Origin of the sequence: Massilia sp. (assembly GCF_032106685.1) — a bacterium.
Classification (GTDB): Bacteria; Pseudomonadota; Gammaproteobacteria; order Burkholderiales; family Burkholderiaceae_D; genus Telluria.
The window spans coordinates 45,651-72,217 of sequence record NZ_DAMCPG010000027.1 but is presented as its reverse complement, the minus strand read 5'-3'; the positions used below and the strand labels follow the sequence as shown (position 1 = coordinate 72,217).

24 protein-coding genes are annotated in these 26,567 nt (G+C 68.5%); 11 read left to right on the top strand and 13 right to left on the bottom strand.

Annotation, left to right across the window (positions count from 1 at the left end):
• Positions 1-172 precede the first annotated feature (172 nt).
• The 3 genes from RT688_RS15395 (at position 173) to RT688_RS15385 (ending at position 3,194) form a co-directional block, all read left to right on the top strand.
• The gene (locus RT688_RS15395) at positions 173-1,348 is read left to right on the top strand and encodes a GGDEF domain-containing protein (RefSeq protein WP_313705726.1); all 1,176 of its coding nucleotides are present in this window, start codon (positions 173-175) and stop codon (positions 1,346-1,348) included.
• Positions 1,349-1,452: 104 nt separating this feature from the next.
• Entirely contained in the window at positions 1,453-2,442 is a 990-nt protein-coding gene (locus tag RT688_RS15390) for a hypothetical protein (protein ID WP_313705725.1), read from the top strand.
• A 41-nt stretch (positions 2,443-2,483) separates the two neighbouring features.
• Positions 2,484-3,194, top strand: coding sequence for a hypothetical protein (locus RT688_RS15385; protein WP_313705724.1), 711 nt, complete (start codon positions 2,484-2,486; stop codon positions 3,192-3,194).
• Positions 3,195-3,280: 86 nt separating this feature from the next.
• Here RT688_RS15385 and RT688_RS15380 read toward each other — a convergent pair whose 3' ends face one another.
• The 6 genes from RT688_RS15380 to RT688_RS15355 form a co-directional block, all read right to left on the bottom strand.
• On the bottom strand, positions 3,281-3,574 hold the full coding sequence (locus RT688_RS15380) for a hypothetical protein (RefSeq protein ID WP_312554416.1): 294 nt from the start codon (positions 3,572-3,574) through the stop codon (positions 3,281-3,283).
• Positions 3,575-3,754: 180 nt separating this feature from the next.
• A complete protein-coding gene (locus RT688_RS15375; RefSeq protein WP_313705723.1) occupies positions 3,755-4,399 on the bottom strand; it encodes an ABC transporter ATP-binding protein in 645 nt (214 codons plus the stop codon).
• A gap of 13 nt (positions 4,400-4,412) precedes the next feature.
• Positions 4,413-5,222: a phosphonate ABC transporter, permease protein PhnE gene (phnE, locus tag RT688_RS15370; protein ID WP_313705722.1), complete on the bottom strand. Its 810-nt coding sequence runs from the start codon at positions 5,220-5,222 to the stop codon at positions 4,413-4,415.
• A complete protein-coding gene (locus tag RT688_RS15365; RefSeq protein WP_313705721.1) occupies positions 5,219-6,046 on the bottom strand; it encodes an ABC transporter permease in 828 nt (275 codons plus the stop codon). The genes phnE and RT688_RS15365 overlap by 4 nt, the downstream gene beginning before the upstream one ends.
• Positions 6,047-6,069: 23 nt before the next feature.
• The gene (locus RT688_RS15360) at positions 6,070-6,882 is read right to left on the bottom strand and encodes an ATP-binding cassette domain-containing protein (RefSeq protein WP_313705720.1); all 813 of its coding nucleotides are present in this window, start codon (positions 6,880-6,882) and stop codon (positions 6,070-6,072) included.
• Positions 6,883-6,910: 28 nt separating this feature from the next.
• Positions 6,911-7,789, bottom strand: a complete 879-nt coding sequence (locus RT688_RS15355; RefSeq protein ID WP_313705719.1) for a putative selenate ABC transporter substrate-binding protein — start codon at positions 7,787-7,789, stop codon at positions 6,911-6,913.
• Between the two features lie 161 nt (positions 7,790-7,950).
• Here RT688_RS15355 and egtD point away from each other — a divergent pair, with 161 nt between their 5' ends.
• From egtD to RT688_RS15335, 4 genes are all read left to right on the top strand, one after another.
• A complete protein-coding gene (gene egtD / locus RT688_RS15350) occupies positions 7,951-8,922 on the top strand; it encodes an L-histidine N(alpha)-methyltransferase (RefSeq protein ID WP_313705718.1) in 972 nt (323 codons plus the stop codon).
• A gap of 9 nt (positions 8,923-8,931) precedes the next feature.
• On the top strand, positions 8,932-10,158 hold the full coding sequence (egtB, locus tag RT688_RS15345) for an ergothioneine biosynthesis protein EgtB (protein ID WP_313705717.1): 1,227 nt from the start codon (positions 8,932-8,934) through the stop codon (positions 10,156-10,158).
• Positions 10,155-11,096 (top strand): YihY/virulence factor BrkB family protein, encoded by a 942-nt coding sequence (locus RT688_RS15340; protein WP_313705716.1) that lies wholly within the window; start codon positions 10,155-10,157, stop codon positions 11,094-11,096. Before egtB ends, RT688_RS15340 begins: the two co-directional genes overlap by 4 nt.
• A 351-nt stretch (positions 11,097-11,447) precedes the next feature.
• Positions 11,448-11,621, top strand: coding sequence for a hypothetical protein (locus RT688_RS15335; protein WP_217619233.1), 174 nt, complete (start codon positions 11,448-11,450; stop codon positions 11,619-11,621).
• Positions 11,622-11,627: 6 nt separating this feature from the next.
• On the opposite strand, the gene RT688_RS15330 is transcribed toward RT688_RS15335, so the two are convergent.
• The 5 genes from RT688_RS15330 to RT688_RS15310 all read right to left on the bottom strand — a co-directional run bounded on the left by RT688_RS15330 (position 11,628) and on the right by RT688_RS15310 (position 18,474).
• Entirely contained in the window at positions 11,628-12,785 is a 1,158-nt protein-coding gene (locus tag RT688_RS15330) for a GGDEF domain-containing protein (protein WP_313705715.1), read from the bottom strand.
• 181 nt (positions 12,786-12,966) lie between these two features.
• Positions 12,967-14,016, bottom strand: coding sequence for a selenide, water dikinase SelD (gene selD / locus RT688_RS15325; protein WP_313705728.1), 1,050 nt, complete (start codon positions 14,014-14,016; stop codon positions 12,967-12,969).
• A 23-nt stretch (positions 14,017-14,039) separates the two neighbouring features.
• Entirely contained in the window at positions 14,040-15,029 is a 990-nt protein-coding gene (gene senB / locus RT688_RS15320; RefSeq protein ID WP_313705714.1) for a selenoneine biosynthesis selenosugar synthase SenB, read from the bottom strand.
• 144 nt (positions 15,030-15,173) lie between these two features.
• Positions 15,174-16,751 carry a DEAD/DEAH box helicase gene (locus RT688_RS15315; protein WP_313705713.1) on the bottom strand — a complete coding sequence of 526 codons (1,578 nt, stop codon included), beginning with the start codon at positions 16,749-16,751 and terminating at the stop codon, positions 15,174-15,176.
• 403 nt (positions 16,752-17,154) lie between these two features.
• Positions 17,155-18,474 (bottom strand): transglycosylase SLT domain-containing protein, encoded by a 1,320-nt coding sequence (locus RT688_RS15310; RefSeq protein WP_313705712.1) that lies wholly within the window; start codon positions 18,472-18,474, stop codon positions 17,155-17,157.
• Positions 18,475-18,910: 436 nt separating this feature from the next.
• Here RT688_RS15310 and RT688_RS15305 point away from each other — a divergent pair, with 436 nt between their 5' ends.
• From RT688_RS15305 to RT688_RS15290, 4 genes are all read left to right on the top strand, one after another.
• A complete protein-coding gene (locus tag RT688_RS15305; protein ID WP_313705711.1) occupies positions 18,911-19,480 on the top strand; it encodes a DUF1415 domain-containing protein in 570 nt (189 codons plus the stop codon).
• The gene (locus RT688_RS15300; RefSeq protein ID WP_313705710.1) at positions 19,461-19,667 is read left to right on the top strand and encodes a DUF1289 domain-containing protein; all 207 of its coding nucleotides are present in this window, start codon (positions 19,461-19,463) and stop codon (positions 19,665-19,667) included. The genes RT688_RS15305 and RT688_RS15300 overlap by 20 nt, the downstream gene beginning before the upstream one ends.
• A gap of 227 nt (positions 19,668-19,894) precedes the next feature.
• On the top strand, positions 19,895-23,062 hold the full coding sequence (locus RT688_RS15295) for an EAL domain-containing protein (protein WP_409521924.1): 3,168 nt from the start codon (positions 19,895-19,897) through the stop codon (positions 23,060-23,062).
• Positions 23,025-25,340: a xanthine dehydrogenase family protein molybdopterin-binding subunit gene (locus tag RT688_RS15290; RefSeq protein ID WP_313705708.1), complete on the top strand. Its 2,316-nt coding sequence runs from the start codon at positions 23,025-23,027 to the stop codon at positions 25,338-25,340. The genes RT688_RS15295 and RT688_RS15290 overlap by 38 nt, the downstream gene beginning before the upstream one ends.
• A gap of 52 nt (positions 25,341-25,392) precedes the next feature.
• On the opposite strand, the gene RT688_RS15285 is transcribed toward RT688_RS15290, so the two are convergent.
• Both RT688_RS15285 and RT688_RS15280 read right to left on the bottom strand, forming a co-directional pair.
• Positions 25,393-25,950, bottom strand: coding sequence for a dihydrofolate reductase family protein (locus RT688_RS15285; protein WP_313705707.1), 558 nt, complete (start codon positions 25,948-25,950; stop codon positions 25,393-25,395).
• A 114-nt stretch (positions 25,951-26,064) separates the two neighbouring features.
• On the bottom strand, positions 26,065-26,421 hold the full coding sequence (locus RT688_RS15280) for a hypothetical protein (protein WP_313705706.1): 357 nt from the start codon (positions 26,419-26,421) through the stop codon (positions 26,065-26,067).
• Positions 26,422-26,567 lie beyond the last annotated feature (146 nt).

Here is a 26,567-nt window from a genome sequence, read left to right as displayed (position 1 = left end):
CAACACCGGTTTCGTCGAGCGGGTGACGCAGCTGCACGACCACAAGGGCACCCTGATCGTGTTCTGGAACGAGGCGCCGAGCGAACTCGACCGCGAATGCTGGGCGCGCGCCTGGGCCAGCCGGGTGGGCGACGGCACCACCAGCGTCGAACACGAATTTTAAAGAGACCCGATGCTGAACCTCGATTCGACGACCATGGTATTGGTGCTGGCACTGGGCAACCTGGCCCTGTGCAGCCTCCTGTTCTTCTTCGACTACGGCGCGCCGCGCGCACCGGCCATGGCGTCCTGGAGCCTGTCGCGCCAGGTGCAGGCGGCGGCCTGGGTGCTGCTGGCGCTGGGCGGGGCCGGCGTGGTGCCCGAGCCGCTGGCGCTGCCCGCCGGCTGGGCGCTGCTGGTGGGCGGCGTCGCGCTCGAATCGGGCGCGCTGTGGGAAGCGGCCGGCAAGACCGGCTGCCGCCGCGCGATGGTGCCGCTGGCCGTGCTGGCTGTCGCCGTGTTCCTGGTCTGCCACCTGATCGACGACATCGGCCTGCGCAACCTGGCCGCGCTGCTGCTGCTGGGCGGCTTCTACCTGCTGGCCGGCGCCGCCCTGGCCCATGGCTGGCGCAAGGCCAGCATGCTGCAACGCACGCTGGCGATCGTCACGGCGCTGCTGGCCCTGGTGGTGGCCGCGCGCGGGATCCTGGTGCTGGTCACCCCGGACGGCTGGCGCTGGCTCTCGCACGAGCTGCTGCGCCAGCTTTCCAGCGCCGCCCTGTACCTCCTGATGCTGGTCGGCGGCTTCGGCTGCCTGCTGCTGGCGCGCGAACGCCTGCAGGCCGAGCTCGGGCGCCTGGAGGTCGTCGACACCGTCACCGACGCCCCGAACCGGCGCGGCTTCTTCAACACGCTGGCGCCCTGGATGGCGCTGGCGCGCCGCCCGGGCCTGCCGACCGCGCTGGTCGTGCTCGACCTGGACGGCTTCAAGCGCGTCAACGACGGCTACGGCCACCCGGCCGGCGACGTCGTACTGCGCCACGTGGCCGCGCTGTGCAAGCGCCAGCTGCGCGACAGCGACCAGCTGGCGCGGCTGGTGGGCGGCGAGTTCGCGGTGCTGCTGCCGCGCACCGGCCTCGAGGAAGCGATGATCGTGGCCGAGCGCATGCGCGGCGCGATCGAGGCCACGCCGGTGAAGACCGAGCGGGCCATGATCTCGATGACCGCCAGCTTCGGCGTCACCACCATCCGCGCCGACGACAGCAACGTCGCCCTGCTGCAGCGCGCCGGCGAAGCCATGCGCGCCGCCAAGGACGCCGGCCGCAACCGGATCCACGTCGCGCCGCGGGCGCCGGCGCCGGACGCCTGACCGATCGAAATCCGGGCGGCCTGCCCGCACCCGCGGCGGCCGGGTCATCGGGCCGTCACAAAGCCCCGCCATACTGCGTGCACATTCGATCACAACGCACGCAGATGACCACGCCATCCGATACGGAACCGTTGTACGCCGCCGTCGAACTCGGTTCGGACGGCTTTCGCCTGTACGTGGCGAGCTGCGTGGACGGCGCGGTGCGGGTGCTCGCCACCCTGAGCGAGCCGCTGCGCCTGGGCGCCGAGCTCGATGCCGACGGCGGCTTCAAGGCCGACGCGATGCGCCGCGCGCTCGACTGCCTGCGCCGGTTCCGGGCGACGCTCGAACCGTGGCGGCCGCGCGCGGTGCGCGTCGTGGCCAGTTCCGCGCTGCGCATGGCGCGCAATGCGCCGACCTTCTTCCCGGCCGCGCAGGCGGCCATCGGCCATCCGGTCGACCTGATCGGGCCCGAGGAAGAGGGCAGGCTGGTCTACCTCGGCGTGGCGGCCGGCTTGACGGGGGCGCGGGAGCGCCGGCTGGTGCTCGACATCGGCAGCGGCTCGACCGAGCTGGCGGTCGGGTGCGGCGAGCGCATCGAGCGCGTGCAGTCCTACGGCGTGGGGGCGTTGCGCCACGGGCTGGCCTTCTTCGGCGACGGCATCGCCCCGAGCGCTTTCGAGGCCGCCCTCGAATCCTCGCGCAGCCGCTTCGTCGACGCCGGCGCCGCGCCCGGCATGCGCGGCTGGGAGCGCGCCTACGGCGCCTGCGGCAGCGTGCGCATGCTGGCCGAGCTGGCGGGCGAACTGCTGCCGGCGGCACGGCCGCTGTATGCGGGCCGCCTGTATGCGCTGCGCCGCGTGCTGATCGAGAACGGCGAGCTGGCGCGGATCGCGGCGCGCTGGCCCCAGCCGGGACGGGCGGCCCAGGTCGCGGGCGGCCTGGCGATGCTGCTGGCGCTGGTCGAGGAGCTCGGCATCGACGCGGTGCTGCCGTCGCAGGCGGGCCTGCGCGCCGGCGTCATCCGCGAGCTCCATCTGCGTGCGCAGGCGGGTGCGCCTGACGGGACAAGCCGCGGCACGCCTGGCGCGACGCACTACCGGGAATCCGCGTGATCGACTATATTGTTTACCTTGTTTAAGCAGTGGAATACCTAATGACCAGAAAACCGGTTCCCGAAGCCGTGCCCGCAAGCGCCGCGGCGCGGGCAAAGACGGGCGCGCGTGCGTCCGCAGGCGCGGCCGCGAAGGCGGCGCCGTCAGCATCGAAAGCAACCCAGGCAGCCCCGGCGGCCGGCAGGAAGACCAGTGCGAAGGGCGCTGCGAAAGCGCCCGCCAGGGCGGCGAAAGCCACGGCGGCCAAGGCGGTGCCGGCGGCCAAGGCGCCGGCCCGGAAAGCCGCGCCCGCGCCGCGCGCAACCAAGGCCGCAACCAAGACCGCAACCAAGGCTGCAACCAAGCCGGCCGCCAGGACGCCAACGGAGTCCGCAGCCAGGACGGCCGCCAAGCCGGCGGCGCGCGGCGTGGCGGCCAAGCAGCCCGCGGTCGCGGCCAAGGCGGCGGCCAAGGCCCTGGCCAAGGCCGCGGGCAAGAGCGGCGTGCGGGCCCGCGTGCAGGCGGCGGCGCCGGCATCCGATGCGGTGGCGCGCCCGGCCCTGGTGCGCGACAGCTTCACCATGCCCGAGCAGGAATACGCGGTCCTGGCGGAGGTGAAGCAGGCCTGCCTGAAGGCCGGCTTCGAGATCAAGAAAAGCGAATTGCTGCGCATCGGCGTCGCGCTCGTCGGCCGTCTCGACATGGCGACCCTGCGCCAGGTGCTCGACGGTTTGCCGCAACTGAAGACCGGCCGCCCGCCCGGCGCCGGTTGACCTCCGGGCGGGCGCCGGTCCGCCCTGGGCATCGACACCACGAGGCGGCCACTGAAGGGCCGCCTCGTTTGCTTCGTCCGCCTTGGTCAGTGCACCGAGGTCGAGGCCGAGGTCAGTTCCTTCAGCTCGCGGATCGGGATGTTCGACTTCTCGTGCATGCGCAACAGGATCGTGGCGCCGACATTGAGCTTGCGGTGACGGATCTTGCTGATGATCGGCGGCTGCACTTCCAGCACCCGGCACAGCTCGGCGTCATTTTTAAGGTGCAACTTTTCGATCAGGGTGTCGAGCAGCTTGTTGGGAACGAAGCTCGACGGCTCGAGGGCGCGCGCTCGGTGCATCGCGGCCAGCATTTCCTGTTTTTTTTGGCGTACGCTCATGTACTCCTCCAAATGCACAATCTGGTTGAGGGGACAGGACCGTTCTGGAAGCGCCCGATGTTGTGATTGCTTATGCGTGCGGGTCGTTGTGATAGTACTACGGCTATGCGGTGTGCCGCGCACTATTCAAACAACAACTGTCCACAAAGCCGGGCTAACGTCGCTCTTTCCGCTGGGAATTTACGCTAATTGCAAACCGGAACGGGTGAGCACCAGCACCTGGTCGGCCATCTCGGCCGCGGCGTGGGAGTGGGTGACCATGATGGCGCCGGCGCCGTTGGCCTTGATCTCGGCGCGCAGCAGGCGCAGGATGCCGCCGGCCGTTTCGGGGTCGAGGTTGCCGGTCGGCTCGTCCGCCAGCAGCAGGGCCGGCCGGTGCACCAGGGCGCGCGCAATCGCCACGCGCTGCAGCTCGCCGCCCGACAGCTGGCGCGGGAAATCGTCCCCGCGACCGGCCAGGCCGACGGCCGCCAGCATCTCTTCGGCGCGCGCGGTGGCGTCGCGGTTCAGCAGCAGCGGCAGCGCCACGTTCTGCTGCAGCGTCAGGTGCGGCAGCACGTGGAAGGCCTGGAAGATGAAGCCCATGCGCGTGCGGCGCAGGCGGGTGGCGGCGTCGTCGTCGAGCGCCGACATCGGCGTGCCGTCGACCAGCACCTGGCCGCCGGTGGGTGCGTCGAGCCCCGCGATCAGGTTCAGCAGGGTCGACTTGCCCACGCCCGACTCGCCCATGATGGCTACGAAAGCGCCCGGCGCGAAGCGATGCGACAGCTGCGACAGCACGGTGCGTCCGCCGTAGGTCTTGGTGAGCTCGCGCAGTTCCAGCATGGGCGTACGGTCCTTATCGGGTGAGGGCGCGCCGCAGCGCGAAACTGATCGCATCGACCAGCGCCACCAGCAGCAGCATCGCGATCACCACGGTGGCCGCGCTCTGCATCTGGAACAGGGACAAATGGTACTTCAGCATCTGGCCCAGGCCGCCGGCGCCGACCACGCCCAGCACGGCGGCGGCGCGGATGTTGTTCTCCCAGCGGTACAGCGTGTAGGACAGCATCTGCGGCAGGGTCTGGGGCAGGGTCGCATAGAAGAAGGCGGCCAGCGCCGGCGCGCCGTTGGTGCGCAGGCTCGTTTCCGGCAGCGGTTCGGCGTTTTCCAGCGCGTCGGCGAACAGGCGGCCCAGCACGCCGGAGGTGTGCGCGGCCAGCGCCAGGGTGCCGGCGAACGGGCCCAGGCCGGCGGCGACCAGCAGCAGCGCCGCCCAGACCAGTTCCGGAATCGAGCGCAGCACGTTCAGCACGAGCCGCACCGCGGCCCGCGGCGTCGCGCCCCAGCGCCCGGCCGCCGGCAGCGCCAGCACCAGGCCGGCGAGCACGGCCAGCAGGGTGCCCAGGGCCGACATCGACAGGGTTTCGATGGCCGCCTCCAGGGTCTTCAGCAGGAAGGGCGTGGCGGTCTCGGGCGGCGCGAAGCCGGCCAGGAATTCCAGCGTGGTCGTCACCGCCTCGGGCGTGAAGAACGCGGCCAGGTCCAGCCGCAGGGTGGCGAAGCTGGCCACCACCAGCGCGGCCAGGCCGAGCAGGAGCAGCGGCGTGCCCAGGCCGCGGCGCGGCGCAGCCGGCGGAGTGCGCAGGGTGCGGGCAGGTTCGCTCATCCCAGCCTCCGGCGCAGCAGCTTCGAGACCAGGTCGGCGGCGGCCACCAGCAGCACGAACATCAGCAGCATGGTGGACACTTCGCCGCCGGCCATCATCTTGGTCGATTCATCCATCCGCTGGCCCAGGCCGCCGGCGCCGACGAAGCCCATCACGGCCGAGCCGCGGATCGCGCACTCCCAGCGGTAGACGGTGTAGGACACCAGTTCGGCCGCCGAATCGGGCATGGCGCCGTACAGCAGCGCCGGGAGGCGGCCGCTGCCGTTGGCGAGCAGGGCCTCGGTAGCGTGGGCGTCGCCCGACTCGAGGATCTCGGCATAGACCTTCGCCAGCATGCCGCAGTAGGTGAGGGCGATCGCCAGCACGCCGGCGGTCGGGCCCAGCCCCACCACGCGCACGAACAGCAGCGCCCACACCAGTTCGGGCACGCTGCGCAGCAGCACCAGCACCCAGCGCACCGCCTGGCGCACGGCCGCGCTCAGCGGGCGCATGCGGCCCGTGCCCAGTCGCGACACCGACAGGCGCTCGCTCACCAGCAGGGTTGCGGGAATCGCGCCCAGCAGGGCCAGGAACAGGCCGCAGGTGGCGATCGCCACCGTGATCCAGGTCTCGCGCAGCACCATCGCCAGGAATTCGGCGGAGTGCGCGGGACGCAGGAAATCGGACAGGAAGTTGCCGGCCGCGGCCAGGCTTTGCAGGTCGAACAGCAGCCAGGGCTTGAACTCGCTGTAGACCAGCATCGGCCAGAGCAGGGCGGCGCCGAGCGCGCAGGCGAGCAGGCGGCCGCGCCAGGCCGGGTCCGGATGCAGGGGAAGTGAACTCATCGATCAGGGGATCGGATGCGGGATCAGAAGCAGGCGCCGACGGCGATGCGCTCGGGCGTGTCGTGCGGATGGTCCGGCTGCGGGGCGATCGTTTCGTTCTGGTAGAGGGCGGCGATCATCGCGTCGGTGACCTGCTCGCGCGGCAGGTCGAACACGATGCGGCCGGCGCGCAGGCCGACGATGCGGGCGAAGTTGGCGCGCGCCATCTCGACCTGGTGCAGGCTGCACACCAGCGTCGCATTGCGCGCGGCCGCTTCCTGCTGCAGGGTCGCCAGCGTCAGCTGGGCCAGGGCCGGGTCGAGGGCCGAGATCGGCTCGTCGACCAGGAAGGCTTCCGCCTTCGACAACAGCAGCCGCGCCAGGCTGCAGCGCTGGCGCTCGCCGCCGGACAGGCGGTCGACCCGCGCATAGAGTTTGTCGCCGAGGCCGAAGCGCGCCAGCGCGTCGTAGGCGGCGTCGGGATCGGCCGGCCTGAACAGCGAGGCGAGGGCCTGGCCCAGGCTCCACTGCGGCAGGCGCGCGGCCAGCACGGCCGTGACCACGCGCTGGCGCGGCGGCAACGGCGGCGTCTGCGGGGCCAGGAACAGGCGCGCACGCAGGGCGTGGCGCGCGCGCTGCGGCAAGGCCCACGGGTCCTGGCCGAAGATGGCGAAGCCGCCTTCGGCTGGCTGGTGCGCGCAGGCAAGGGTCGACAACAGCGTCGTCTTGCCCGCACCCGACGGGCCGATCAGGGCCAGCTGCTCGCCCGGCGCGACGGCCAGGTCGAGCTCCTGCAGCGCGGGAGCGCGGCTGCCGTTGAGGTGGCGCACTGTCAGCCTGTCGAGCTTGAAACTCATCTGCACGGTCCTTGTCTTACCAGATGCCTTACTTCAGCAGGCCGGCGTTGCGCGCGGCCGCTTCGATCGCCTTGTAGTTCTCGGCTTTCGTCGGCACGAACTTGCTGGCGCGCTGCAGTTCCAGGATTTCCTTGCCCTGCGGGGTGGATTCGTCCAGCGCCAGGAAGGCGTCGCGGATCTTCTTCTGCAGCGCCGGGTTCATGTCCGAACGCACCGACCAGTTGTAGTCGTAGTAACCGGGGGTGGTGTAGAACACGCGCACGGTTTTCGGATCGACCTTGTTTGCCTCGACCAGCTTTTCCCAGACCGAGATGTTCAGTGCGCCGGCATCGACCTTGCCGCCCGCGACGGCGGCGACGGTGGCGTCGTGCGCGCCCGAGAACGAAACGCGTTTCAGGTCGGTGTCCGGATTGATCTTCGCGCCCAGCAGGAACGAGCGCGGCATCAGGTGGCCCGAAGTCGACGATTCCGAGCCGAACGACAGGGTCTTGTCGCGCAGGTCCTCGAGCTTGTGGATGGCCGGGTTGGTGGTGATGAACACCGAGCGGAATTTCTCGTCCTCGGCGCGCTGCACCAGCGGCGTCACCTGCCCCTTGCTGCGTACGTTGGCCTGCACGAAGGTGAAGCCGCCGAACCAGACCATGTCGAGCTTCTTGTTGATCAGGCCCTCGACCGAGGCGGCGTAGTCGGTCACCGGGGTGAACTCGACCTTCAGGCCGGTGGCCTTGGCCAGGTAGTCGCCCAGCGGCTTGAACTTGCGCTGCAGTTCGGTCGGCGCTTCGTCGGGAATCGCCGAAACCTTCAGCACGCCGGGCGTGTTCTGGGCCGAGGCGCCGGGCGCGGCGAACAGCAGGGATGCGGCGGCGGATGCCGCCAACAACGATTTCAGGGTGGACAGTGGGGACATATTGGCTCTCTTATTGGTCGATTCGGGGAAACCTGGACGGCCTGCACGCTTGGCGGCAGGCGAACGCGGAAGATTTGGACGTTCCGCTATGATAGCAAAAACGGCAACACCTCCCAGGCCAGGGCGCATGGTGCGCTGCGGCGGCACGAATGATAAACCTTATGATGACGTCTTGCACGACCGAAAAGCGCGAAACCGTTGCCAGTGCCCATGTTCCCGCCGAGCTGTACGACGGCCTGAACGCCCGCCAGGCAAGCATTTCGCCGAAATTCCTGTACGACGCGCTCGGCTCGAAACTGTTCGAGGCGATCTGCGAGCTGCCGGAATACTATCCGACCCGCACCGAGGCCGGCATCTTCGCCCGCCACGGCGCCGAGATCGCGCGCGTGGCCGGCCAGGGCGCCACCCTGGTCGACCTGGGCGCGGGCAACTGCGCCAAGGCGGCCTCGCTGTTCCCGCTGCTGCGCCCGCGCCAGTACGTGGCGGTGGACATTTCCAGCGAGTTCGTCAGCGACGCCCTGGCGCGCCTGCGCCAGCGTTTCCCCGCCATCGACATGCAGGCCCTGGGGCTGGACTTTTCCAACCGGCTCGACCTGCCCGCCAGCGTGCACGCCGAGCGCCGCCTGTTCTTCTATCCCGGTTCCTCGCTGGGCAACTTCACGCCGCCCGAGGCGCGCGCCTTCCTGCGCCGCCTGCGCCGCCAGTGCGGCCCGGACGGGGGCCTGCTGATCGGGATCGACCTGGCCAAGGACAAGGCCGTGCTCGATGCCGCCTACGACGACGCGCTGGGCGTGACCGCCGCCTTCAACCTGAACGTGCTGCGCCATGTGAATACGCTGCTCGGCGCCGACTTCGACATCCGCGCCTGGCGCCACGTCGGCTTCTACAACGAAGCGCTGGGCCGGGTCGAGATGCACCTGGAAGCGCGCAGCGCGCAGCGGGTGTGCTGGCCGGGCGGCGGGCGCGACTTCGCGGCCGGCGAACGCATCCACACGGAAAACAGCTACAAGTACCGCCAGGCCGACGCCATCGGCTTGCTGGAACAGGCCGGCTTCGAAGCCAGCCGCGTGTGGACCGATCCGCAGCGCTGGTTTGCCGTCATCCATGCCCAGGCGGCGGCCGTGGCCGAGTAGGGAGGCGCGATGGAGCAGCTCCATTTTCACGCAGTACTTTTTCCTCAAGTGCGCCAGCGCTCGCTGCACCTGGCCGAACCCCTGTCGAGCGAGGACTGCTGCGCCCAGTCGATGCCCGACGCCAGCCCGATCAAGTGGCACCTGGCCCACACCACCTGGTTCTTCGAGACCTTCATCCTCGAGCAGGTCGAGGACGGTTTCGCGCCTTTCCACCAGGCTTTCCGGGTGCTGTTCAATTCCTATTACAACGGCGTCGGCGCGAAGCACCCGCGTCCCCAGCGCGGCCTGCTGACCCGTCCTTCGCTGGACGAGGTGCGCGCCTACCGGCAGGACGTCGACCGGCGCATGAGTCGCCTGTTGGCACAGCGCGGCAATGATACAAAGCTGGCCGCCCTGGTCGAACTCGGCCTGCAGCACGAGCAGCAGCACCAGGAGCTGATGCTCACCGACCTCAAGCACCTGCTGGCCCAGAATCCCCTGTGCCCGGCCTACGTCGACGAGCCGCTCGGAGCCGCCGCCGCGCCCGGGCCCCTGGCATGGATCCGCTGCGAGGGCGGGCTGGCCGAGATCGGCCACGACGGCCACGGCTTCTGCTTCGACAACGAGCTGCCGCGCCACCGTGCCTATCTTGCGCCTTTCGAGATTGCGTCGCGCCTGGTGACGAACGGCGAATACCTGGAATTCATCGAGGCCGGCGGCTACCGCGACCCGAACCTGTGGCTGGCCGAAGGCTGGGACAAGGTCGTGGCCGGCGAGATATTGCACCCCCTCTACTGGCGCCGGGAAGACGACGGCGCCTGGCGCGAGTTCACCCTGCATGGCCTCTTGCCGCTGGATGCGGCGCGGCCGGTGACCCACCTGTCGCTGTACGAGGCCGACGCCTATGCGCGCTGGCGCGGTGCGCGCCTGCCGACCGAGGCCGAGTGGGAATTCGCGGCGCGCCAGGCCAGCATCGAGGCCGGGCGCTTCCATCCCGCTGCGGCGGCCGCAGACACGGGCCTGGCCCAGATGTTCGGCGCCTGCTGGCAATGGACCAGCAGCAGCTATGCGCCTTACCCCGGCTTTGCGCCGGCGCCGGGGGCGATCGGCGAATACAACGGCAAGTTCATGGTCAACCAGTACGTGCTGCGCGGCTCGTCCTGCGCCACCCCCGGCGGCCATGCGCGCGCCAGCTACCGTAATTTCTTCCCCGCCGGAGCGCGTTGGCAGTTCACCGGGATCAGGCTGGCGCGATGATGCGCCTGCGCTGGCAGTCGGTCCGGCGCGCCCGCATCCGGATCCTGAACCGGCGCGCCAACGCCTACATCTTCTCGCATCCGCTCGCCTTCACGCTCGCCGTGCTGCGCGGCTTCCGGGCCAACCAGGGCCTGCTGCTGGCGGGCGCCGTCGCCTATTACGCGCTGCTCTCGATCGTGCCCTTCCTGATGCTGGTGGTGGTGGCGCTGTCGCACTTCATCGACCAGGCCGAATTGCTGGAAACCCTGCGCCGCTACCTCGAGCTGCTGGTGCCGGGCCAGTCGGCCTCGATCGTGGCCGAGGTCGCCAACTTCCTCGACAACCGCGACCTCATCACCTGGGTGCTGGGGGTGACCATGCTGTTCTTCAGCTCGCTCGCCTTTACGGTGCTGGAAAACGCCATGAGCGTGATCTTCGTGCACCGGGTCGCGATCCGGCGCCGCCATTTCCTGGTGTCGGCGGTGCTGCCTTACTGCTACATCCTGGCGTTGGGCTTCGGCGTGATGCTGGTGACCCTGGTGGCGGGGACACTGCAGGTGCTGGGCCAGGAGCACGTCGAGCTGTTCGGCTACCGCTGGTCGCTGGGCGGCGTGTCGGGCGCCTTGCTCTACCTGCTCGGCCTGCTCGGCGAGATCCTGGTGCTGACCTCGATCTACCTGGTGATGCCGGTCGGGCGCCTGTCGCTGTCGCATGCGCTGGTCGGCGGCGTCACCGCGGCCTTGCTGTGGGAACTCGCGCGCCACGTGCTGGTGTGGTATTTCTCCACGCTGTCGCAGGTGAACGTGGTCTATGGCTCGATGACGACGGCGATCGTGGTCATGTTCAGCCTCGAGATCGGCGCCACGCTGCTGCTGTTCGGCGCGCAGGTGATCGCCGAGTACGAGCGGGTCGGGCGCGGCAAGCCCGAGCGGACGCGGCCGATGTCGACGGCGCCCTGATGCGCCGGCGGCGAAGCGGCAACACGGCTGGAGGGACGTAGGGTGGACGGGTTTTCCCGTCCACGCGTTCAACCAGGGTATGCAGACCTCGACGGAACAGATGGGGGAACGCGAAGGCGACCAGAACCGCGGGTGAACGGCGGCCTCCGGCCATGCGCCAGGACGCGCACACGTGCGTTAAACGCGTGGACGGGAAACCCGTCCACCCTACGGGCCACCGAGCAAGTGTAGCGGCTGCGCAAGCCTGATGCGCACCTTGAGTTGGGTCAATTTCCAGCAGGAATAGAAGTGGCACATTACGTTCTTGCGCCCGGTAAATAGAGGGCGATTTTCCAGGGAACGGGAGGTGTCATGGATCAGGGCGAATTGTTCGGATTGCCGCTGTCGGTCATGCTGGCCTTTATCGCGCTGCTGCTGGGACTGGTGCTGGTGGCGCGCCTGCTGCACGACCTGCGCCGTCCGGCCGTCGTGCGCCGCGGCGATCGCCACGACGACATCCGCCGCCGCTCGCGCGAGCGGGAATAGGATCTGCTACAGGGCCACGCTGCGGTTGCGCCCGGCCGACTTGGCCGCATACAGGGCGCGGTCGGCACGCTCGATCGCCTGGTCGATCGGCTCGCCATCGTCGTAGCGGGCGAAGCCGGCCGAGAAGCGCACGCGCAGGTCCGGCAGCGCCGCACTGGCCGGCATCGATGCCAGCGCCTCGCGCAGGCGCGCCACGCCCAGCGCGGGGTCGCCCGGTGGGGTTTCGGGCAGGAGCAGCAGGAATTCCTCGCCGCCCCAGCGGCCGATCATGTCGGTGGTGCGCAGGATCTGCTGGGCCTGGGTCGCGAAGGCGCGCAGCACGGCATCGCCCGCGGCATGGCCATAGGTGTCGTTGATGCTCTTGAAATGGTCGAGGTCGATGATGCAGACGTAGAAGCGGGGCCCGCCGCGTGCGTGGCGGGTCGCGTGCTCCTGCAGCAGCGTCATCATGCGGCGGCGGTTCGGCAGCCCGGTCAGTTCGTCCTTCGCCGCCATTTCCTTGATGTGGGCCAGCGCCTGCTCCAGCGCGATCTTCTGGGTCTTGACGCGGGTGCGCATGTTCATCAGCTGGCCGGAGAGCTGGGAAATGGCGATCATGACGATCGCCATCAGCGCAAAGTTGAATAGTTCGAGCTGCGCCGGGTACAGCGCGCTCTGGTGGCGAGCGCACCAGTACATCACCACGCCCATGACCGTCACCGTGTACAGGCTGGCCACGCGCAGCGCCACGGGACGCAGGCTGAACATGCCGAACACCATCACCAGGCAGAGCATGATCACGGTGGCGCCATGCACCGGGCCGGTCATCGCGTAGCCGGCGGCGATCAGGGTCTGGGCCGAGATCACTTGGGGCAGGGCCAGGGTCGGGTCGCGGAAGCGCCGGTTGTAGCCGCTGCGGATCGCGGCATAGAAGCCGAGGACGAAGACGCCGAAGCATGCCGCCAGCCAGGCGACATGCTGGAGCCTGGTCACGCCCAGCATGGCCGCATACACCAGCAGCGGCATGACGGTCATCGACACCAGGGCGGCCAGCAACAGCAGGCCCAGGGTGCGGCGCTGGCGGCTGTCGGTCGTGAGAACGACATTGCCCAGCCGGGTCAACCAGTCGGTGGCATGGTCGGATACGGTGTCGAAGGGCGCTTGAGCGGCCACGGGGGTCGGCATTGTCTCTCTGGTGTCGTCGGAATTGCGAGGCCGGTCTGCGCCGGCCCCGTGATTATACAACCGACAATTCTCAGGAATGCAACTATGTTGCCTTGCAGATGCAAAATATTCCTGTTGACATCTAGAAATACCGTGCCGGTCGACGCCGCCGTGCGTGCCGGCGCCAGCCGGCGCGCCGGGTTCAGCCGCGCACGACGACGCGCGCCACGCCTTGCGTCATGCGGCCGACGACTTTCGCCTCGCCGAAGCCCTCGCGCGCGAACAGGGCCAGGACCTCGTCGGCTGCTTCCGGCGCGCAGGACACCAGCAGGCCGCCCGAGGTCTGCGGGTCGGTCAGCAGGGCGCGCTGGGCCGGCGTGACGGCATCGAACAGCGCAACGTCCTTGCCGTAGGCGTCCCAGTTGCGCCCAGATGCGCCGGTGAAATAGCCGTCTTGGGCCAATTGGAGCACGCCGGGCAGCAGGGGAATCGCATCCATGTCGAGCTCGGCCTGCAATTGGGCGCCACGCGCCAGCTCCAGCAGGTGGCCCAGCAGGCCGAAGCCGGTGACGTCGGTCAGCGCATGCACGCCGTCCATTCCGGCGAGCAGCCGGCCCGGCTTGTTCAGCTTGGTCGTGTTGGCGATCATGGCGGCGTAGCCGTCCGCGCCCAGCACGTCCTTCTTCAGCGCCGCGGACAGCACGCCCACGCCGAGCGGCTTGCCGAGGATGAGCAGGTCGCCGGCGCGGGCGTCGGCGTTGCGCTTGACCTTGTCCGGATGCACCAGGCCCATCACCACCAGGCCGTAGATCGGCTCGACGGAATCGATGGTGTGGCCGCCGGCGATCGGGATGCCGGCCTCGGCGCAGACCGATTCGCCGCCGCGGATGATGTCGCCGATCGTCTCGAGCGGCAGCTTGTTGATCGGCATGCCGACCAGGGCCAGCGCCATGATCGGCGTGCCGCCCATCGCGTACACGTCGGAGATCGCGTTGGTGGCGGCGATGCGGCCGAAGTCGAAGGGATCGTCGACGATCGGCATGAAGAAGTCGGTGGTGGCGATCAGCGCCTGCTCGTCGTTGAGCTTGTAGACGGCGGCGTCGTCGGCGGTCTCGATGCCGACCATCAGTTGCGGCGGCACCGGAAAGCCGCTCGACTTCTTCAGGATCTCGGCCAGCACGCCGGGGGCGATCTTGCAGCCGCAGCCGCCGCCGTGGGAGAAGGAAGTCAGTTTGATGGTCTGCTCGGTCATGTTCGGTTCCATTTCGTAGTTGTTCAAGGCGCTCGCGCGCGCAGCAGATTATCCACCAAGTCGGCCAGCGCCGCTTGCTCGGCGGCCGGGGCGAACCGCGCGGCGCGCGCCGCGCACTGGCGGCGCAGCAGGGCGGCGAAGGCCGCATCGCGCGCGCTGCGCTCGATCAGGGCGGCCAGCGCGGCGGCGTCGCCCAGCGGGAAGTAGCCGGCGTAGTCCGCCCCCAGCATGCCGCGGTTGCCCTCGATGTTCGAGGCCAGCACCGGCACGCCGCTGGTCACCGCTTCGATGATGACGTTGGCGCCGCCTTCCATGCGCGACGCGATGACCATCGCATGGCAGGCGGCCAGGCGCGCCCGCGCCTCGTCATGCGGCAAGGGGCCGAGCCAGCGGTAGCGCGGCGTTGCGTTCTGGGTCGCGCGCGCGGCCGCCTCCAGCGCCGGGTCGAGGGCGCCCCCGATGTGCAGCAGGCGCACGCGCGGGTCCGTTACCAGCACGGCGGCGCGCATGAAGGTCTGCGGGTCCTTCTCCGGGCGCAGGTGGCCGATCATGCAGATCTCGATGCGCTCGGCACGGGGTATGGCGGGCGCCGCCGGCGCCAGCGTGGGCGCGGACTGGTAGATGACGCGCGCCTTGGCGCGCAGCGGCGCCGGCAGGCGCGCGAGGGCGGCCTCCTGCAGCACGACCAGGGCGCTGGCGCGCTCGAGCGAGGAGCGTGCCTCGGGATCGGCGTCGATGTCGCGGTAGAGGTCGGTACCGGTCAGCGCCAGCACGGCCGGGCGCTGCGGAAAGGCCGCGCGGAAGGCGGCCAGCGCCGCGGCCGAGCGGCGTGCATGCAGGGCGACCAGCAGGTCGGGGGCGTCCAGAGCGCCGGGCGCGGGCCAGCCGCCCGCGACCTCGACCTGGTACTGCCCGCCCAGCATCCGCGCCCAGCGGCTGGCGGTCTGCCAGTTGCCGTTGTTGTCGCTGGCGGCGGCCGGGCTGACGATCAGGATGCGGGGACGGCTGGTCACGGGACGTGCGCTTTGGTGGAGGGAGGTGGGCGATTATACGGCGTGCCGGGCCACTATGCCGACTTGAACGCGGCGGCGGGCGCCGGCAAGGGGCGAAAAAAAACGGCTGCCGAGGCAGCCGTTTTCCGATGTCGCCGACAGCGATCAGTTATCGCCGAAGGTGCGGCGGGCGCTGTCGAAGGAGCGCGGGTGCGCGTTGCCGCGGTAGCCGCCTTCGCGACGGGCGCCGCCTTCGCGCGGAGCCGCGTCGCGGTTGTAGCCGCGGTCACGGTTGTAGCCGCCTTCGCGCGGGGCCGATTCGCGGTTGTAGCCGCCTTCGCGCGGGGCGGAAGTGCGGTTGAAACCAGCCTCGCGGTTGTAGCCACCCTCGCGCGGCGCGGCGTCGCGGTTGTAGCCGCCCTGTGCGCCATCGCGCTGGCCGTAAGGCTTGCTGAAGCTGCGCTGGCCTGGTTTGGCGGCGCTGCGGCCGTCGCCCGGCTTCCAGCCCGGACGCGCGCCCGAGCGGGTCGGCGCGGCACGCTTCGGCTCGTAGCCTTCCACCACATTGACCGGGATGGTCTGCTTGGTGAAACGCTCGATGCGCTTGATGTTGATGCCTTCGGCATGGTTCACCAGCGAGATCGCCACGCCGTTGCGGCCGGCGCGGCCGGTGCGGCCGATACGGTGCACGTAGTCCTCGGGGAACTTCGGCAGGTCGTAGTTCACCACGTGGGTGATGTTCGGCACGTCGATGCCGCGGGCGGCGACGTCGGTCGCCACCAGCACGCGCACCTGGCCGCGGCGCAGGCTGTCCAGGGTGCGGTTGCGCGCGCCCTGGTGCATGTCGCCGTGCAGGGCGGCGGCCGCGAAACCGGCGATATTCAGGCGGTCCGCGATGGTGTCGGCGTCGCGCTTGGTCGCGGTGAACACCACGGCCTGGTCCAGGGTCTCGTCGCGCAGCAGGTGGTCGAGCAGGCGGTTCTTGTGCGACAGGTCGTCGACGAAGTGCACGCGCTGCACGATGTTCTCGTGGCGGTTGGTGGCGCTGGCGATCTGGATCACCAGCGGGTTCTTGGTGATGCGGCGCGCCATGCTGCCGACCACGCCGTCGAGGGTGGCCGAGAACAGCATCGTCTGGCGGGTTTCCGGGGTCGCTTCGACGATCTTCTCGATGTCCTCGATGAAGCCCATGTCGAGCATGCGGTCGGCTTCGTCCAGCACCAGGATTTCCAGCTGCGAGAAGTCGATCTTGCCCGACTCCATGTGGTCGATCAGGCGGCCCGGGGTCGCCACCAGGATTTCAGGATTGCGCGACAGCAGCTGCATCTGCTTCGGGTAGGGCATGCCGCCCAGGATCGAGACGGCGCGGATGCGGCGCATCGAGGTCGTGTATTGTTCGGTCGCGGTGGTGACCTGCAGGGCCAGCTCGCGGGTAGGGGTCAGCACCAGCATCTTCGGCTGGGCTGGCTTGAAACGGACGCGTTCGCCACGGGCCTTGGCAGCCTGCGCTTCCTGCGCAGGGGTGCGGCCCATCGGCGCCGGCTCGGTATTGGCAAACTTGTTCAGCGACGGCAGCATGAACGCCGCGGTCTTGCCCGAACCGGTTTGCGACGAGACCAGCAGGTCGCGGCCGCCGATGGCGGCGGGGATCGCCTGTTCCTGGACCGCGGTCGGCTTCAGATAGCCGGCTTCGGTGACTGCCTTGACGAGCGACGCGTGGAGACCTAGTGCTTCAAAACTCATTGTTTTCTTTACTCTTTCGGTAGTGATCAGCGCTCGCCTATCGTTTGCGAGCGCAAAATAGCAACGCGAACCAACACAACGAAATGACTCAGAAATGAAAGAAATTTCGGCACAAAAGCTTTGCGCCGGGACGGTGTCAAGGTGCGACACACAGGGCGGGAGGGCTTTATGGGAGGGTATCTGAACGATACGCCTGGCTTGCGAAGCTGCTAGTTGTACTTCCAGTGCGGTGCTCGGCGAAAAGGTATCGCAACGTGGTTATTGCAGCGCACAAACCACACTATACAGCACTTTCGAAATGCTTGCACAGTGTGGTCCGTTTGATGTAGCGCAAAGAGCGAGCTGATGAAAATCCAGCTCCTGCGCGGGTCGACAGCGGGCCGGGCGGCCCGGCGGCGCCCGCTCAGCGGTGCTTGCGGGTGCTGTTGGTGTTGCGCGACACCCGGTTCTTCGACGAGGCCACGGCCTTGCTCTTGAAACGCTGGGTGCGGGCGCCGCCGCGTTTCTCGCCGCGGTCCGCTTCGAGGGCCACCACGGCGCTCTCGATGATGTTCTCGGCGATGTCGCTGTGCATGCTGGCCGAGGTCTTCGGCACCAGGATGGTCGAGCCGGCCTTGAGGCGGGTCTGGGCCGGGATGTTGTTGGCCTGGCGGATGACTTCCGGGGTGGTGCCGAACTTCGATGCGAGCGAGCCGATGCTTTCCTTGGCGCTGGTGATGCGGTGCGTGGTCCAGTTCGACAGCGCCTGGCCCCACTGCGCCAGGTTCAGGTGAAACTTCTCGGCGTTTTCCTTCGGCAGCAGGATCTTGGTCTTCTCGCCGGTGATGACCGGGCGCTTGAACTGTGGGTTCAGGGCCTTGAACTCGTCGAGCGACATCTCGGCCAGCTGGGCGGCGACGGCGACGTCGATGTCGCTGGTCTTGTCGACCGCGGTGAAGTAGGGCTGGTTGTCGATCACCGGCAGGGTCACGCCGAACTGGGTCGGATTGGCGACGATGTTCTTCACCGCCTGCAGCTTCGGCACGTAGTTGCGCGTCTCGGCCGGCATCAGGTCGGCCAGGCTTTCGAAGTCGGTCGGCTTGCCCGCTTCCTGGTTGGTCTTGATCGCCTTCAGGACGTTGCCTTCGCCCCAGTTATAAGCGGCCAGGGCCAGCTGCCAGTCGCCGAACATGGTGTACAGGCGCTGCAGGTAGGTCAGGGCGGCGTCGGTCGAGGCCAGCACGCCGCGGCGCTCGTCCTTGAACATGTTCTGCTTCAGGTTGAAGTCCTTGCCGGTACCCGGCATGAACTGCCAGATGCCGGCCGCGCTGGCGGTGGACAGGGCCTGGGGATTGAACGCCGATTCGATCACCGGCAACAGCGCCAGTTCGGTCGGCATGCCGCGCTTTTCCAGTTCCTGCACCACGTGGTACAGGTAGAGCGAGGCGCGGCCGGAGATGCGGGCCATGTAGTCCGGCTTGCTGGCGTAGGACTTGACGTGGCGCTCGACCAGGTTGTTGCTGATGTCGGGAATCGCGTAGCCGCTGCGGATGCGGCCCCAGACGTCGGTTTCCTTGTAGTCGTCGACCTTCAGCATGGCGGCGCCGGCAGGCGCGGCGGGACGGCCGATGGCGGCGCCCTGGGTGGCGCTGCTTGGGGCGTTATCGATGGCCTGGGCGAACGGTGCGGAGAAGAGAAGCACCAGCGCGGCGGCGACGGAAGTAAGGCGGGTCGTGTCGTACATAGCTTTCCAGTGTTGCGTCCAGGAACGGCGGGACTGACGATTAAGGGGGCAGTGTAAGGAGCTGCTGTTGAGGCAGTCAAGCAATATGTCAGCCCCGTTACAAATTTTTCTGTCTACTCTTTCTGCTAACAAGCAATACTTTATGGAATTTTTTAAAGGGGTATCGAATTTTTATTCCGCGTTTTGCCAATGAAGATGCGCAATGATGCCAAGGTACTCCCTCCGGGTATCACAAAAATTGCCTTATAGAAGAAATGCTTTACGGCAATATTTATGCGCCTGGCAGCCTTGCCAGCCCGACAGGGGCACGTGTTTACCGATGTGCTCGCGTGTTTCCAAAGTTACCCGCCGAGCATAGGCGGACCTATGAGCACACGCAAACTGTGCGTACAATCGCGCTTTCGCCTCAGGCATTTTTTATTATCGAAAGCATCACATGAGTACTGCCAACCCGAACGCCGACGACGACGCCATCGTCGCCGCCACCCGCCGCTGGCTGGAAAAGGCCGTCATCGGCCTGAATCTCTGCCCCTTCGCCAAGTCGGTCTACGTGAAGGAGCAGGTGCGCTACGTCGTGTCGCCGGCGCGCACACCCGAGGCATTGCTGGAACAATTGATGGACGAACTACAGCGCCTGTCCGACACCCCGGCCGAGGAAGTCGACACCACGCTCCTGATCCATCCCTTCGTGCTGAACGATTTTCTGGACTACAACGAGTTCCTCGACGTGGCCGATGCCGCCGTCGAGGACATGCATCTCGACGGCGAACTGCAGGTGGCCAGCTTCCACCCGGACTACCAGTTCGCCGACAGCGATCCGAACGACATCGCGAACTACACCAACCGCGCGCCTTACCCGATCCTGCACCTGCTGCGCGAGGACAGCATCGCGCGCGCCGTCGAGGCCTTCCCCGACGCGGCCGAGATCTTCGAGAAGAACATCGACACCATGGAACAACTGGGCCACGAAGGCTGGGACAAGCTCGATGTCGGACCCGCACGATAAGCCGCCCGTGCCGCAACGTCCGGACACGCCTTGCGTCGCGGTCTGCTCGACCACCTTCGACGAGGTCTGCCGCGGCTGCGGGCGCACCGTGGCGGAAGTGGCGCACTGGGTCTCGATGACGGCCGAGCAGAAGGAGCGCGTCTGGGAGCGCATCCTGGCGCAGGGCTATCCGCGCCGGAATACCTGAGCCGCCCGCGCTGGAACACCCGAGCACGGTTGAAACGCGCCGCGCGGGCTGCGCGCCCTGTGCGATCATAAGCCGTAACCGCCGGTCGATGCCGGCCCGTCTACCGGCGGTTGTCGGATGCCGGTGTACACCATAAATGATGACTCAGGGCAATTTGCTGTGCATAATCGTGGCGAGTGACCCGACGACTGGCCGGCCGCGCCGGCCCAACCATTGCTGCCACGACGATGTTCCGGATTGATTTGCGCGCCCTCGTTTCGCGTCTGAGCCGCTTCTACGGCAATTCGGTCTATGGCGCGCTCCTGATCGTCGTCGTCGTCGGCCTGGTGGTCCCGGCCGTGGCCGGCTACCTGCTGGTCGCGGCGCAGGAACGCCGCGCCACCGCGGCCGAACTCGACGCCGCCCTGCGGCGCAACGCCGAGATCCTCGCGCTCGGCATGCAGGAGTCGCTCTGGAACATGAATCCCGAGGCCGCCCGTCCCCTGGTCGACTCGGTCATGCGCGACCCGTCGGTGCTGCGGGTCCAGGTGCGCGGCGCCGCCGACGGCCCGATCGAGGCCGGCTTCATCGACGTCCGCGCGCCCGACCGTCCGCTGGGACGGGTGCTGCGCGCCGAACGCGAGATCGTGGTGCACGGCCAGCCGATCGGCCGGCTCACGATCGAGATGGACGACCGGCGCAGCGCACAGGCCCTGCACCGCAAGCAGGACAACTACGCGCTGGTGCTGGCGCTGCAGGTGGCGCTGTCGATGGCGCTGATCGTGGCCTACCTGCAGACCCGCCTGCACCAGCCGCTGCGCGCCCTGGCCGCGTTTTCCGAGCGCCTGTCGCGCGGCGACTTCGACACCCCGCTGGCGCTCCAGGCGAAAGGCGAACTGGGCCTGCTCGGGCGCCAGATGGAGCGCATGCGCGGCGCCATCCGCGAGCTGTTCGTCGACGTCGCGCGGCGCGAGGAACAGTTCCGCACCATCGTCAACCAGGTGCCGGGCGCCGTGTTCCGCGCCCAACCGGGCGGGGCGCTCGAGTTCGTGAGCGACGCCATCGAGGACATTTCCGGCTATCCGGCGGCAAAGCTGATGCGCGGCACCACCGACGACTGGTCGAACCTGGTGTGCCCGGAAGACCGGCGCATGCGGCGCCGCATCACCCGCGACGCCATCCTGTCCGGCCGCAGCTACGAGATCGAATACCGCATCGTCGACGCTTACGGCCTGGAGCGCTGGGTGCTCGAAAGCGGCCAGCCGCAGGGGCGGCCGGGCGAGCCGGGGTTCCGGGTCGACGGCATCATCTCCGACATCGGCGAACGCAAGCACAACGAGATGCGCATCGAGGCCTTGCTGGTAGAGCAGGGCGCGATCCTGGACAACGTGATGTTCGGCGTGGTCTTCACGCGCGAGCGCCGCATCGTCTCGACCAACCGCCGCGCCGACGAGCTGTTCGGCTATCCGGACGGCGGCCTGGTCGGCCAGCCGGCCGCGGTCCTGTTCGCCAGCAGCGACGAGCACGCGCGTGCCGAGGACGAATTCTTCCCGCGCATGGCGCGCGGCGAGGACCCGCGCCACGAACGGCGCTTTCGCCGCCGCGACGGCAGCCTGCGCTGGTGCCTGGTCAGCGGCAGTTCGCTGGTGCCCGGCCGCCCGGAGGCCGGCAACGTCTGGGTGTTCGCCGACATCTCCGAGCGCAAGGAGGCCGAGGAAAGCCTGCGCCTGTCTGCCACCGTGATCGACCATATCGCCGACGGCGTGATGGTGGTCGACACCGCGGGCACGGTCGTCGCCGTCAATCCTGCCTTCACCGCGATCACCGGCTACGCGGCCGGCGAGGTGGTCGGCGGGCCATGGGACGTGCGGCGTTCGCCGCGCCATGACGCCGCGTTCTACGAGGAGCTGGCCCGTGACGTCGCGCAGCACGACCTCTGGCGCGGCGAATTCTGGGCCGTGCGCAAGAACGGCGACATCTATCTCGAGTGGCTGACGGTGTCGACGGTGCGCGACGACGCCGGCGCGCTGACCCACTACGTGGGCGTCTTCAGCGACATCACGCGCCTGAAGGAGTCGCAGGAACAGCTCGACTTCCTGGCCCACCACGATCCGCTCACGCGCCTGCCGAACCGTCTGCTGTTCCAGGACCGCCTGCTGCACGCGACCGGGCGCGCCCTGCGCGAGCACCAGGAGCTGGCGGTGATGTTCATCGACCTGGACCGCTTCAAGAACGTCAACGACACCCTCGGCCACCAGGTCGGCGACCAGTTGCTGGAACAGGTGGCGGCCGCGCTGGGCATGCGCCTGCGCGAGGGCGATACCCTGGCGCGCCTGGGCGGCGACGAATTCGTCGTCCTGCTCGAGCACGTGGACGGCCACTTCGGCGCAGCCCAGGTGGCGGACAAGCTGGTGGCCCTGTTCGAGCAGCCCTTCCTGGTGTCCGGCCACGAGCTGTTCGTCACCGGCAGCATCGGCGTCAGCCTGTTCCCGCGCGACGCGCTCGACCCGGCCATGTTGATCCGCAATGCCGACGTCGCCATGTACCAGGCCAAGGCGCGCGGACGCAACGGCTACCAGTTCTATGCGCCCGAGATGGACGGCGAAGGGACGCTGCGCCTGCGCATGGAGGCGCTGCTGCGGCGCGCCATCGAGCGCGGCGAGATCTTCCTGCACTACCAGCCCCAGGTCGAGATCGAGAGCCGGCGCCTGATCGGGGTCGAGGCCCTGGTTCGCTGGCATAATGCCGAGCTCGGCGCGGTCAGTCCGGAACGCTTCATCCCGATCGCCGAGGACACCGGCTTCATCAACCAGCTCGGCGAATGGGTCCTGTTCGAGGCCTGCCGCCAGATGGTGCGCTGGGACGCGGCCGGGCTGGCGGTGCCGAAGATGGCGGTGAACCTGTCGGTGCGCCAGGTCGAGCGCGGCGCGATGGCGCCGCTGGTCCGCGCGGCGCTGGCGGCGACCGGCCTGGCGCCGCAGCGGCTGCAGCTGGAGGTGACCGAGTCGATCATCATGCACGCCGACGACGCCGCCGCCTTCATCGGCGAACTGCACGGGCTCGGCGTGGGACTGGCGATCGACGATTTCGGCACCGGTTACTCCTCGCTGGCCTACCTGAAGCAGCTGCCGGTGGACGTGCTGAAGATCGACCGCAGCTTCATCAAGGACATCTCGACCGACGTCAACGACGAGGCGATCGCGATCGCGATCATCCAGCTGGGCAAGAGCATGAACCTTTCGGTGATCGCCGAAGGGGTGGAAAACGACGACCAGGCGGCCTTCCTGCTGCGCCATGGGTGCGGCCGTGCACAGGGTTACCTGTACGGGCGGCCGGTTGGGGCGGACGAGCTGCTGGCGAATTGGGGATCGAAGGACAATGAGAGACGTGGACGGAAGCGGGAAACCAGCACTTGAACAAGGCGGCGCGGCGCCCCGGCGGTCGCGGCGCCGCTTCCTGATCGGCGGCCTGCTCGGCAGCGGCGCGCTGGTGGTGGGCTGGGGCATGCAGCCGCCGCGCCAGCGCCTGCACACGGCCGAGCCGCTGCCGGTGGAGCAGGGCGCGGTGGCCCTGAACGGCTGGGTGGCGCTCAATCCCGACGGCACGGTGTCGGTGGTGGTGCCGCGCAGCGAGATGGGGCAGGGCGTGCACACCGCACTGCCGATGCTGGTGGCCGAGGAGCTCGACATCGGCCTGGACCGGGTGCGCATCGCCCCGGCGCCGATCGACAAGATCTTCGGCAACCTGACGGTCTTGCGCGAGAACCTGCCTTTCCATCCCGACCAGCGCGGCAACGTCAAGGACGGCGCCCAGTGGATGCTGTCGAAGATCGGGCGCGAGCTGGGCATCATGTTCACCGGCGGCTCGACCAGCGTAAAGGACGCCTGGCTGCCGATGCGCGAGGCCGGCGCGGTCGCACGGGCGATGCTGGTGAAAGCCGCGGCCGCGGACTGGAAGCTGCCGGCCGCGCAGCTGCGCACCGAGGACGGCTTCGTGATCGGCGACGACGGCCGCCGCGCCAGCTACGCCAGCCTGGCCGCGCGCGCGGCCGAGGTCGGGGCCGGCATCGATGCCTCCGATGTGAAGCTGAAGGAGCCGCGCGCCTTCCGCCTGATCGGCAAGGCCGCGCCGCGCCGCGACACGCCGGCCAAGGTCGACGGCAGCGCGCGGTTCGGCATCGACGCGCGCGTGCCCGGCATGCTGTACGCGGCGGTGAAGATGGCCCCGACGGTCGGCGGCAGCGTCGCTTCCTTCGATGCCGCCGCAATCAAGGCCATGCCGGGCGTGACCGGCGTGGTCGATATCTCTTCGGCGCTGGACGCACGTGCCGGCGCCGGCGCGGGCGTGGCCGTGGTGGCGCGCAGCTGGTGGCAGGCGAAGAGCGCCGCGGCCGCGCTGCCGGTCGACTGGAACGCAGGCGAGGGCGCCGCGTTATCCTCGGAAGCGATCTTCGCCGGCTTCGCCGCCGCCCTCGACAAGGAGTCCGGCTACACCTATTTCGAATCCGGCACCCAGGACGTCGCCAACGTGGCGAAGACCGTGAGCGCCGAATACCGCGCGCCCTTCCTGGCGCATGCGGCCATGGAGCCGGTGAACTGCACCGCCCAGGTCGCGGACGGCAAGGTGCGCCTGTGGGCTTCGACCCAGGTGCCGAGCATCGCGGTGGACGTGGCGGCCAAGGTCGCCGGCGTGGCGCGCGAGGACGTCAGCATCGAGGTGATGCTGCTCGGCGGCGGCTTCGGGCGCAGGCTGGAAGGCGACATGGTGGCCCAGGCGGTGGCGGTCGCGATGCAGACCGCTGGCCGCCCGGTGCAGCTGATCTGGACCCGCGAGGACGACACGACCCACGACGTCTACCGCCCGGCGGCGCTGGCGCGCTTCACGGCGCGGCTCGACGCCGCCGGCAACATCCTGGCCTGGGACAACAAGTCGGCCAGCGGGGCGATTGGCCACCAGTACTTCCCGCGCAACCTCGGCCTGCCCGGCGTGGGCCCGGACAAGACCACGGCCGAGGGCGAGTACGACATGCAGTACGAGATCGACAACCAGCGCATCGCCCACGTGATCGTCGACAGCGCCGTGCCGCTCGGCTACTGGCGCTCGGTGGGGCACTCGCACAACGCCTTCTTCAAGGAAGCCTTCCTCGACGAAGTCGCGCATGCGGCCGGGCAGGACCCGGTCAGTTACCGGCGCGCGCTGCTGGCCCGGCATCCGCGCCACCTGGCGGTACTGGACAGGGCGGTCGCGGCGGCCGGCCCGGTGCCCGCGGGGCGCGCGCATGGCGTCGCGCTGCACCAGTCCTTCGGCAGCATCGTGGCCCAGGTGGCCGAGGTCTCGGTCGAGGGAACCGACATCCGCGTGCACCGCGTGGTCTGCGCGATCGACTGCGGCATCGTGGTCAATCCGAACATCGTGGCTCAGCAGATGGAAGGCGCGGTGGTGTTCGGCCTGTCGGCGGCGCTGGGCGGCGAGATCACGATCAAGGACGGGCGCGTGCAGCAGACCAACTACGGCGACTACCCGGTACTGCGCATGGACCGCGCGCCGATGGTCGAGACCATCATCGTCCCCAGCGCCGAGCCGCCCGAAGGCGTGGGCGAGCCGGGCGTGCCGCCGATTGCGCCGGCGGTGGCCTCGGCGGTGTTCCAGTTGACGGGCAAGCGGCTGCGCAGTTTGCCGCTGCGGCTGGCGTAAGCAAGGCCAGCCCGGGTGCGGCCGGTGCCAGGGGACCTGGCTCGTCTCTGATTTATTGCGCGCGCCGGTAGTGCATAGCGACCGCGCCGTTTCGGAGCGGCCTCGCCGAGATCAACGCGAGCCGTCGCGTGGCGGGCAGCCCCGTCTCGTACAGCGTCGGGCCGTGGCCGGCGATCCTGGGGTGGACGAGCAGCTTGTACTCGTCGATCAGGTCCAGCCGGTCAAGTTCGGCCGCGAGCCTGGCGCTGCCGAGCAGCACGCCGTCCGGGGTCGCGTCTTTGAGATGCTGTACGCCCGCACGCAGGTCGCCGGCGAGATGGTGGCTGTTGGTCCAGGGGAAGTCCGTGCGCGTCGAGGACACCACGACCTTCGGCTTGGCCTCCAGCTTGACCGCCCACGCGCGCAGCGCCGGCGGCGCCTCCACGTCGCCGCGCGCGACCGCCGGCCAAGCGCTTTCCATCATCTCGTAGGTGACGCGGCCCCACAGCATCGCCCCGGCCTGGTCCATGAGGCTCGTGAAATAGGCGTGCGTCTCGTCGTCGGCGATGCCTTCCTGGTGGTCGATGCAGCCGTCCAGGGTCAGGTTGATGCTGAAGGTAAGTAGTCCCACGATGTCCTCCGTTCGAGATATGCGAAGGGCCGTTCGCCATCTGCAGCAAGGGTAGAAACGGCCACTCCTGGCTGACTGTTGACGACCCGAAGCAGACCTTGCCGGAGCATGCCGTTAGATACTTGGTCTAGAAACAAACTGCCGCCACAGTCGAGAGACTACTGACCCGATAAAAAAAGCAACGACCGCATAGAACAAGATGAGTGCAGTGAGAAGCGGCACCATCACGAACCCAGCTGGAATCGAGTTGCCGAGCAGTAGCCCTAAACCTGAGAAGACAACCATCATTGCGAGCATGCCAGCAACAAAAGTCATCAGCTCATGTCGGGGAAATGCGCCTTGGATGACTCCGATTAAACAAACTAATCCGATGCCCACCGGGGCCGCGTCCAACATAGACGCGACAAGAAAGCACAAGGCCGCAATAGCGCCACTAACGCAGGGAGTGTTCAGTCGTTTCAGTAAATTCATGGTCTGGCTCGCCTCCGTGCATCGTCGCCCAGGGATTGCATCATCGTGATTTGACCGTCCGCTGTTGGTCGATAGCGGACAATCAATATGGCTCAGTGTATGCGAATGTTGTTCTCAGAAGAAGGTGGACGCTTCCGCCAGTCGTG

Excerpts from the sequence above, each read along its gene's own strand:
- RT688_RS15395 (WP_313705726.1), top strand. The coding sequence starts at position 173 with ATGCTGAACCTCGATTCGACGACCATGGTATTGGTGCTGGCACTGGGC.
- RT688_RS15390 (WP_313705725.1), top strand. The coding sequence starts at position 1,453 with ATGACCACGCCATCCGATACGGAACCGTTGTACGCCGCCGTCGAACTC.
- RT688_RS15385 (WP_313705724.1), top strand. The coding sequence starts at position 2,484 with ATGACCAGAAAACCGGTTCCCGAAGCCGTGCCCGCAAGCGCCGCGGCG.
- RT688_RS15380 (WP_312554416.1), bottom strand. The coding sequence starts at position 3,574 with ATGAGCGTACGCCAAAAAAAACAGGAAATGCTGGCCGCGATGCACCGA.
- RT688_RS15375 (WP_313705723.1), bottom strand. The coding sequence starts at position 4,399 with ATGCTGGAACTGCGCGAGCTCACCAAGACCTACGGCGGACGCACCGTG.
- phnE (WP_313705722.1), bottom strand. The coding sequence starts at position 5,222 with ATGAGCGAACCTGCCCGCACCCTGCGCACTCCGCCGGCTGCGCCGCGC.
- RT688_RS15365 (WP_313705721.1), bottom strand. The coding sequence starts at position 6,046 with ATGAGTTCACTTCCCCTGCATCCGGACCCGGCCTGGCGCGGCCGCCTG.
- RT688_RS15360 (WP_313705720.1), bottom strand. The coding sequence starts at position 6,882 with ATGAGTTTCAAGCTCGACAGGCTGACAGTGCGCCACCTCAACGGCAGC.
- RT688_RS15355 (WP_313705719.1), bottom strand. The coding sequence starts at position 7,789 with ATGTCCCCACTGTCCACCCTGAAATCGTTGTTGGCGGCATCCGCCGCC.
- egtD (WP_313705718.1), top strand. The coding sequence starts at position 7,951 with ATGATGACGTCTTGCACGACCGAAAAGCGCGAAACCGTTGCCAGTGCC.
- egtB (WP_313705717.1), top strand. The coding sequence starts at position 8,932 with ATGGAGCAGCTCCATTTTCACGCAGTACTTTTTCCTCAAGTGCGCCAG.
- RT688_RS15340 (WP_313705716.1), top strand. The coding sequence starts at position 10,155 with ATGATGCGCCTGCGCTGGCAGTCGGTCCGGCGCGCCCGCATCCGGATC.
- RT688_RS15335 (WP_217619233.1), top strand. The coding sequence starts at position 11,448 with ATGGATCAGGGCGAATTGTTCGGATTGCCGCTGTCGGTCATGCTGGCC.
- RT688_RS15330 (WP_313705715.1), bottom strand. The coding sequence starts at position 12,785 with ATGCCGACCCCCGTGGCCGCTCAAGCGCCCTTCGACACCGTATCCGAC.
- selD (WP_313705728.1), bottom strand. The coding sequence starts at position 14,016 with ATGACCGAGCAGACCATCAAACTGACTTCCTTCTCCCACGGCGGCGGC.
- RT688_RS15315 (WP_313705713.1), bottom strand. The coding sequence starts at position 16,751 with ATGAGTTTTGAAGCACTAGGTCTCCACGCGTCGCTCGTCAAGGCAGTC.
- RT688_RS15310 (WP_313705712.1), bottom strand. The coding sequence starts at position 18,474 with ATGTACGACACGACCCGCCTTACTTCCGTCGCCGCCGCGCTGGTGCTT.
- RT688_RS15305 (WP_313705711.1), top strand. The coding sequence starts at position 18,911 with ATGAGTACTGCCAACCCGAACGCCGACGACGACGCCATCGTCGCCGCC.
- RT688_RS15300 (WP_313705710.1), top strand. The coding sequence starts at position 19,461 with ATGTCGGACCCGCACGATAAGCCGCCCGTGCCGCAACGTCCGGACACG.
- RT688_RS15295 (WP_409521924.1), top strand. The coding sequence starts at position 19,895 with ATGTTCCGGATTGATTTGCGCGCCCTCGTTTCGCGTCTGAGCCGCTTC.
- RT688_RS15290 (WP_313705708.1), top strand. The coding sequence starts at position 23,025 with ATGAGAGACGTGGACGGAAGCGGGAAACCAGCACTTGAACAAGGCGGC.
- RT688_RS15280 (WP_313705706.1), bottom strand. The coding sequence starts at position 26,421 with ATGAATTTACTGAAACGACTGAACACTCCCTGCGTTAGTGGCGCTATT.